This is a genomic window from Pseudoalteromonas sp. TAE56 (genome assembly GCF_000497955.1).
Lineage (GTDB): Bacteria > Pseudomonadota > Gammaproteobacteria > Enterobacterales > Alteromonadaceae > Pseudoalteromonas.
This window is the reverse complement of the sequence record NZ_AUTN01000064.1, coordinates 1-6,789: the sequence shown is the minus strand read 5'-3', so window position 1 is coordinate 6,789 and position 6,789 is coordinate 1. Positions and strand designations below refer to the sequence as shown.

At 40.6% G+C, this 6,789-nt stretch carries 7 protein-coding genes and 6 tRNA genes; 12 read left to right on the top strand and 1 reads right to left on the bottom strand.

Annotated features, from left to right (window positions below):
• Nucleotides 1–689, bottom strand: a 689-nt coding sequence (gene hemA / locus L656_RS0104390) for a glutamyl-tRNA reductase (RefSeq protein ID WP_024598310.1), incomplete at its 3' end; no start/stop codon positions are given.
• An 83-nt stretch (nt 690–772) separates the two neighbouring features.
• On the opposite strand from hemA, the gene lolB reads away from it, so the two are divergent.
• The 12 genes from lolB (at nt 773) to L656_RS0104330 (ending at nt 6,755) form a co-directional block, all read left to right on the top strand.
• Nucleotides 773–1,360: a lipoprotein insertase outer membrane protein LolB gene (gene lolB / locus L656_RS0104385; protein ID WP_024598309.1), complete on the top strand. Its 588-nt coding sequence runs from the start codon at nt 773–775 to the stop codon at nt 1,358–1,360.
• Nucleotides 1,361–1,362: 2 nt separating this feature from the next.
• On the top strand, nt 1,363–2,190 hold the full coding sequence (ispE, locus tag L656_RS0104380; protein ID WP_024598308.1) for a 4-(cytidine 5'-diphospho)-2-C-methyl-D-erythritol kinase: 828 nt from the start codon (nt 1,363–1,365) through the stop codon (nt 2,188–2,190).
• Nucleotides 2,191–2,273: 83 nt separating this feature from the next.
• On the top strand, nt 2,274–3,221 hold the full coding sequence (locus L656_RS0104375) for a ribose-phosphate pyrophosphokinase (RefSeq protein ID WP_007583957.1): 948 nt from the start codon (nt 2,274–2,276) through the stop codon (nt 3,219–3,221).
• Nucleotides 3,222–3,370: 149 nt separating this feature from the next.
• Nucleotides 3,371–3,982 carry a 50S ribosomal protein L25/general stress protein Ctc gene (locus L656_RS0104370; RefSeq protein WP_008171830.1) on the top strand — a complete coding sequence of 204 codons (612 nt, stop codon included), beginning with the start codon at nt 3,371–3,373 and terminating at the stop codon, nt 3,980–3,982.
• A gap of 19 nt (nt 3,983–4,001) precedes the next feature.
• Nucleotides 4,002–4,586, top strand: coding sequence for an aminoacyl-tRNA hydrolase (gene pth / locus L656_RS0104365; protein WP_007583954.1), 585 nt, complete (start codon nt 4,002–4,004; stop codon nt 4,584–4,586).
• Between the two features lie 52 nt (nt 4,587–4,638).
• A complete protein-coding gene (gene ychF / locus L656_RS0104360) occupies nt 4,639–5,730 on the top strand; it encodes a redox-regulated ATPase YchF (protein WP_007583951.1) in 1,092 nt (363 codons plus the stop codon).
• A 332-nt stretch (nt 5,731–6,062) separates the two neighbouring features.
• Nucleotides 6,063–6,139, top strand: a tRNA-Met gene (locus tag L656_RS0104355).
• 47 nt (nt 6,140–6,186) lie between these two features.
• Nucleotides 6,187–6,271: transfer RNA gene (locus L656_RS0104350), tRNA-Leu, on the top strand.
• 39 nt (nt 6,272–6,310) lie between these two features.
• Nucleotides 6,311–6,385, top strand: a tRNA-Gln gene (locus L656_RS0104345).
• 5 nt (nt 6,386–6,390) lie between these two features.
• Nucleotides 6,391–6,467 (top strand) — tRNA-Met (locus tag L656_RS0104340).
• A 90-nt stretch (nt 6,468–6,557) separates the two neighbouring features.
• A tRNA-Leu gene (locus L656_RS0104335) sits at nt 6,558–6,642 on the top strand.
• A gap of 38 nt (nt 6,643–6,680) precedes the next feature.
• Nucleotides 6,681–6,755: transfer RNA gene (locus L656_RS0104330), tRNA-Gln, on the top strand.
• Nucleotides 6,756–6,789 lie beyond the last annotated feature (34 nt).

The following is a 6,789-nucleotide window of genomic DNA, read 5'->3' as shown; positions in this document are numbered from 1 at the left end:
GCAATTACATCCGCCGACACTTCGTCAGCTAAGCTTCGAGCTCGCTCAATAGTTCGGTTCGCAACGGTAATGTTTTGTGGCTCATTTTGATATAAATGCTTGGCCACCAGTTCAATAGTTTCACCCGCACCAATTAATAAAACGTTTGTTTTATCAAGCTTGCCGTAAATATGTTTTGCTAAATTAACAGCTGCAAATGCAACCGATACAGCACTTGCGCCAATATTTGTTTCGGTTCTAACTTGTTTAGCCACCGAAAATGTTTTTTGAAACAATCTATCAAAAGTAACACCTACAGCATCGTGGGTTTTAGCGCTAAAAAACGATTGTTTTATTTGCCCTAAAATTTGCGGCTCCCCTAACACCAAAGAATCCAACCCACACGCTACGCGCATTAAGTGGTTAATAGCGTCATTACCTTCGTGACAATAAATATTATTACTCAGTTCATGTTCATCCAAACCATGGAAACTGGCAAGCCAAGTCAACAGTGTTTGGGAATTTTGCTGAGCGAGGCTACAATAGATCTCGGTTCGATTGCAGGTAGATACAATAACCGCTTCATTAAAGTCGGCATGGCCGCTTAATTGTTGCAACGCCTCTGAAATTTGCTCAGGCGAAAAAGCCACTTTTTCACGTAATTCTACGGATGCGGTTTTGTGATTTATACCTAGTGCTATTATGGTCATATTTGCCAAATATTGCTGAGCCCTACTTCAAAGGCGGTAATTTTACCAAAAATCAGCGGAATATGGAAAGTAAGGAACAACATTTGATTCGACAATATTTGATTTTATTCATGTTTTTTTTGTTTTTAGGTGGCTGTGCTCATCAAATTGATACAAAAACAACACTTTATGATGATTGGAAACCACGTTTAGCTGCTCAAAAAACTTGGCAGGTCGAGGGTAAACTCGCGTTTATTAGTCCACAAGAGCGTCAATCTGCAAACTTAAATTGGCAGCAAACAACAAATTCCAATAATTTAATACTAACTACCTTTATTGGTACACGTATTTTGTCGCTTAAACAAACAGCAAATGGTGCTGAATTAGAGTTTGACGGCGATGAGTACTTTGATACTAATGCTGCAGAGCTTTTAAAGCGTTTAACGGGGTTTACACTCCCGGTTGATAACGCCGACAATTGGCTTAAAGGCACCATTGACGATCAAAGCTTAGTCGTTGATGAGCTAGGCCGTGCAAAGCAAGTGTTATGGTTTGATAACACAGGTAAAAAATGGCAAATAGATTACGGCACTTATATACAAAACGCAGGCTATTGGTTACCAACCAAACTAACGTTAAAGCATCAACAAATAAAAATAAAAATTCAACTCTACGATTGGCAATTTAAATAAATATGAATAACAAAACCTCTTTTTCACTGATTGCTCCGGCAAAACTCAATTTATTTTTACATATTAATGCTCGCCGAGAAGATGGTTATCATGAACTCGAAACCTTATTTACTTTTTTAAATTTTGGTGATGAGCTTTATTTTGAACTAACAACGGATGGCAGTATTTCTGTCGGTGGTGATACTAAAGACATACCCCTAAATGATAATCTCATCTATAAAGCGGCTTTATTATTACAAACACACAGTAAAACCTCTTTGGGTGTAAAAATAAATTTAATTAAACGCTTACCGATGGGAGGAGGTGTTGGAGGTGGCTCATCCGACGCTGCAAGTACTTTATTAGCCCTAAATAAATTATGGAAATTAGAACTAAATTTAGAAATCCTAGCCCAATTAGGACTTAAATTAGGGGCTGATGTTCCGGTGTTCATACAAGGGCAAAGCGCCATAGCGCATGGTATTGGTGAGAAATTACACCAAGTAAAACTTAAACAAAAATGGTACTGCGTTGTACACCCAAACCAACATGTAAGTACCGCAAAAATATTTACACATCCCGATTTAAAACGCGACACACCAAAAATAATAGGCGATTGGAAACACCATACTTTAACCAACGATTGTGAGCCTTTAGTTAAAAAGCTTTGCCCCGAGGTTGAAAAAACCCTCCAGTGGTTGCTAAAATACGCACCGTCGAAGATGACCGGAACAGGTTCATGTTGTTTTGTCGAATTTGCTAGTCAAGTTCAAGCACAAGATGTACTTGAAAATCTCCCCCATAATTGGCAGGGTTTTGTGGCTTNCCGCCATATTCGATCAATGAAGTAACGTACAAGTAATCATAAGTTAACCCGCAGTGGTATTTATCATTGCCCGTTAGTCCAAATATTCAGTGCCTGAGGAACCCTACCGTGCCTGACATGAAGCTCTTCGCTGGTAACGCAACACCTGAGTTAGCTCAAAAAGTTGCAAAACGTTTATATATTGAATTAGGCGATGCTGTTGTTGGCCGTTTTAGCGACGGTGAGATCAGTGTTCAAATAAATGAAAATGTTCGTGGCTCGGACGTTTTTATCTTGCAATCAACCTGTGCCCCTACAAACGATAACCTAATGGAACTTATCGTTATGGTTGATGCTCTACGTCGTGCGTCTGCAGGTCGTATTACTGCCGTCATTCCTTATTTTGGTTATGCGCGCCAAGACCGTCGTGTACGCTCTGCCCGTGTTCCAATTACCGCTAAAGTTGTTGCCGATTTCTTATCAAGTGTGGGTGTTGACCGTGTTCTTACGGTTGATTTACACGCTGAACAAATCCAAGGCTTCTTTGATGTACCAGTAGACAACGTATTTGGCAGCCCTGTATTACTTGAAGATATGAAAGAACGCGACTTTGAAGACGTCGTTGTTGTATCTCCAGATATTGGTGGTGTTGTACGCGCACGTGCAATTGCAAAACTACTAAACGATACCGATTTAGCAATCATTGACAAACGCCGCCCTCAAGCAAACGTTTCTCAAGTAATGCACATTATTGGTGACGTGGAAGGTCGTGATTGTATTATCGTAGATGATATGATTGATACCGGTGGTACGTTATGTAAAGCCGCAGAAGCACTTAAAGAACATGGCGCTAAGCGCGTATTTGCATACGCAACGCACCCTATTCTTTCGGGTAAAGCAGCAGAAAACTTACGTGACTCGATGATTGACGAAGTAATTGTAACTGACTCGATTCCGCTATCTGACGAGCTTAAAGCCCTTGATAAAATTAAGGTACTTACGCTTGCTGACATGTTAGCAGAGACTATTCGTCGTATTAGTAACGAAGAATCTATCTCAGCGATGTTTGAACACTAAAATTAAGCATTCCTGAGTATAAAAGCGCCTTTTGGCGCTTTTTTTGCAAGCGATGTTTATTTTGTCTGGGCGTGGTGGTATGATAGCGCGCCTTTTGGCTAGGGACCTTGGTCGCAAAGGCCCTACACATTTTAATAACTGGAGACATCATGTCTAACAAAACTTATACATATAACGCTGAACTTCGCGTAGAAACTGGTACTGGTGCGAGCCGCCGCCTACGTCGCGAAGACAAAGTTCCTGCAATCCTTTACGGAGCTGACAAAGAAGCTTTATCTCTTACTTTTGCTCATAAAGATATGATCAAAGCACAAGAAGACGAAGGTTTTTACACGCATATCCTTACGCTTAACGTAGATGGCGAAGCTGTTGAAGTAATCTTAAAAGATATCCAACGTCACCCATTCAAGCCTAAGCTTACTCACCTTGATTTCCAACGTGTAGATGCTACTCATAAATTTCAAACTAAAGTTCCTCTTCACTTCATCGGTGAAGATATTGTAACTAAAGCTGGCGCAACTGTTGTTCACCAGTTAACTGAAGTTGAAATTACGTGTCTTCCAAAAGCACTTCCAGAATTCATTGAAGTAGATGTTTCTAAGTTTGTTGTTGGCGATTCTGTTCATATTTCTGACCTTACTTTCCCTAAAGGCGTTAGCTCTGTAGATTTAGGTAAAGGCGAAGGCCATGATCAGTCTATCCTGACTATCAAAGCAAACAAAGCAGCTCCAGTTGAAGACGACGCTGCAGCAGCAGAATAATTTTTAAGGTCTCGCAACCTTGAATTCTATTCAAATGCTTGTGGGCCTGGCTAATCCAGGCCCCGAATACGCAAACACACGCCACAATGCAGGTGCTTGGTTCATCGAGCAAATCGCTGCACGCTACAACTGCACCCTAAAATACGATCCTAAATATCACGGCCTTACAGGCAAAGTGATCATTCAAGGCCAAGAATTCAAATTATTGATCCCCACTACTTACATGAATTTAAGTGGTAAAGCGGTCGGTAGTTTAGCTAATTTTTTCAAAATCCCTGTCGAGGACATTTTAGTTGCCCATGACGAATTGGATTTAGACCCAGGCGTTGCCAAATTAAAAAAAGGCGGCGGGCATGGCGGTCATAATGGTTTAAAAGACATTATTGCAAAAATGGCAAATCAAAAAGACTTTATGCGCTTGCGCATTGGTGTAGGTCATCCGGGGCATCGTGAAATGGTTACTGGTTGGGTGCTTGGAAAAGCGGCCAAAGCAGACCAAGAAAAGATGGATGCTGCTGTTGATGAAGCAGTTCGTTGTATGGAAATACTTGCAAAAGATGGTGTGTTAAAAGCACAAAACAGACTACATTCGTTTAAACCCTAATAACTTGGGTTCAAGCACATCGTTTAAACGAATCTAAACAAGGTATCTTACTATGGGTTTTAAATGTGGCATCGTTGGCTTGCCTAACGTTGGTAAATCAACGCTTTTCAATGCACTAACTAAAGCGGGTATTGAAGCCGCTAACTTTCCTTTTTGTACCATTGAGCCTAATACAGGTGTGGTACCTGTGCCAGATCCTCGTCTAGACGAACTTGCTAAAATAGTAAACCCTCAACGAGTTCTTACCACCAGTATGGAATTTGTAGACATTGCTGGCTTAGTAAAAGGCGCATCTAAAGGTGAAGGCCTTGGTAACCAGTTTTTAGCTAACATTCGTGAAACCGATGCAATTGGCCACGTAGTTCGCTGTTTTGAAGATGAAAACATCATCCACGTAGCAGGCACTATTGACCCTGCTGACGATATTGACGTAATCAACACTGAGTTAGTACTTGCTGATATGGATAGCGCTGAAAAAGCCCTTTTCCGTAATTCAAAAAAAGCAAAAGGTGGCGATAAAGACGCTAAAGAGCAAAATGCTGTACTTGAAAAAGTAAAAGTGCATCTTGACGAAGGCTTAACTTTACGTGGTCTAGCACTAACTAAAGAAGAAAAAGCAGCAATCAGTTCTATTAACTTCTTAACGATTAAACCAACAATGTATATTGCAAACGTTGCTGAAGATGGTTTTGAAAATAACCCATACCTTGACCGCGTACGCGCTATTGCCGCAGCTGAAGATGCGATTGTAGTTCCTGTATGTGCCGCTATCGAATCTGAGCTTTCAGAACTAGATGACGAAGACAAGCTTGAGTTTATGGCTGATCTTGGTTTAGAAGAGCCGGGTCTTAACCTTGTTATTCGTGGTGGTTATGAATTACTACAATTACAAACTTATTTCACAGCTGGCGTAAAAGAAGTACGCGCATGGACAATCCCTGTAGGTGCAACAGCACCACAAGCAGCGGGTAAAATCCATACCGACTTCGAGCGTGGCTTTATTCGTGCGCAAACTATTGCTTTTGACGACTTTGTTGCCTTTAAAGGTGAGAGTGGCGCAAAAGAAGCAGGTAAGATGCGTCAAGAAGGTAAAGAGTACATTGTTAAAGATGGCGATGTAATGAACTTCTTGTTCAACGTATAAGTACAAATTAAACCAATTTAACTTGGTAATAATTTTTAAAGGCTCGTTTTTACGAGCCTTTTTTGTATTTAAGCATTATAAAAATAATAATTAACCTCAACTAGTCTATCTTTGTAATATCGCTTAATGAAAGAAGTACAGGGTTAATTAAGATTCCGCGCCTTAAAGGCAGCTAAAAAAACAGCATTTTTATTAAATTTTAGCCTGTTAGCTTAATTTTCCTGCAAACAAACACAGTTAAGTGTTTTTTTGCAAAAAAGGTGTTGACGAATTTGGGTCATATCAGCATAATACGCCCCGCACTCAGCGATGAAGTGCTAACAAAAAAAGATGGCTAAGTAGCTCAGCTGGTTAGAGCACATCACTCATAATGATGGGGTCACAGGTTCAAATCCCGTCTTAGCCACCATTATTTTTTTGTTGCTCAATGAAGAGTTTAAAATAACTACCTTGTGTGCGGGAGTGGCGGAATTGGTAGACGCGCTGGATTTAGGTTCCAGTATCTTAGGATGTGAGAGTTCAAGTCTCTCCTTCCGCACCATAATTCTTGATAAGAATTAAAACTATCAATTGTTATTGTTGGGATATCGCCAAGCGGTAAGGCACCAGGTTTTGATCCTGGCATTCCCAGGTTCAAATCCTGGTATCCCAGCCAACAATGGCTAAGTAGCTCAGCTGGTTAGAGCACATCACTCATAATGATGGGGTCACAGGTTCAAATCCCGTCTTAGCCACCATTTCTTCTTTTAGAAATGGCTCTGTAAGAGTTAAATTGCAGCTCAATGAAGAGTTTAAAATAACTACCTGTACTTTATTGTACAAACGATGCGGGAGTGGCGGAATTGGTAGACGCGCTGGATTTAGGTTCCAGTAACTTCGGTTGTGAGAGTTCAAGTCTCTCTTTCCGCACCATGTTCTTATAAGAACTAAAATTATAAAGAATTCTTTGTTGGGATATCGCCAAGCGGTAAGGCACCAGGTTTTGATCCTGGCATTCCCAGGTTCAAATCCTGGTATCCCAGCCAACTTCTTCTACCAAGGAAAGTTGGATAAAAGAAT

What these genes read in the sequence shown, in the direction of transcription:
- ychF (WP_007583951.1), top strand. Translation starts at nt 4,639, where the DNA reads ATGGGTTTTAAATGTGGCATCGTTGGCTTGCCTAACGTTGGTAAATCA.
- L656_RS0104370 (WP_008171830.1), top strand. Translation starts at nt 3,371, where the DNA reads ATGTCTAACAAAACTTATACATATAACGCTGAACTTCGCGTAGAAACT.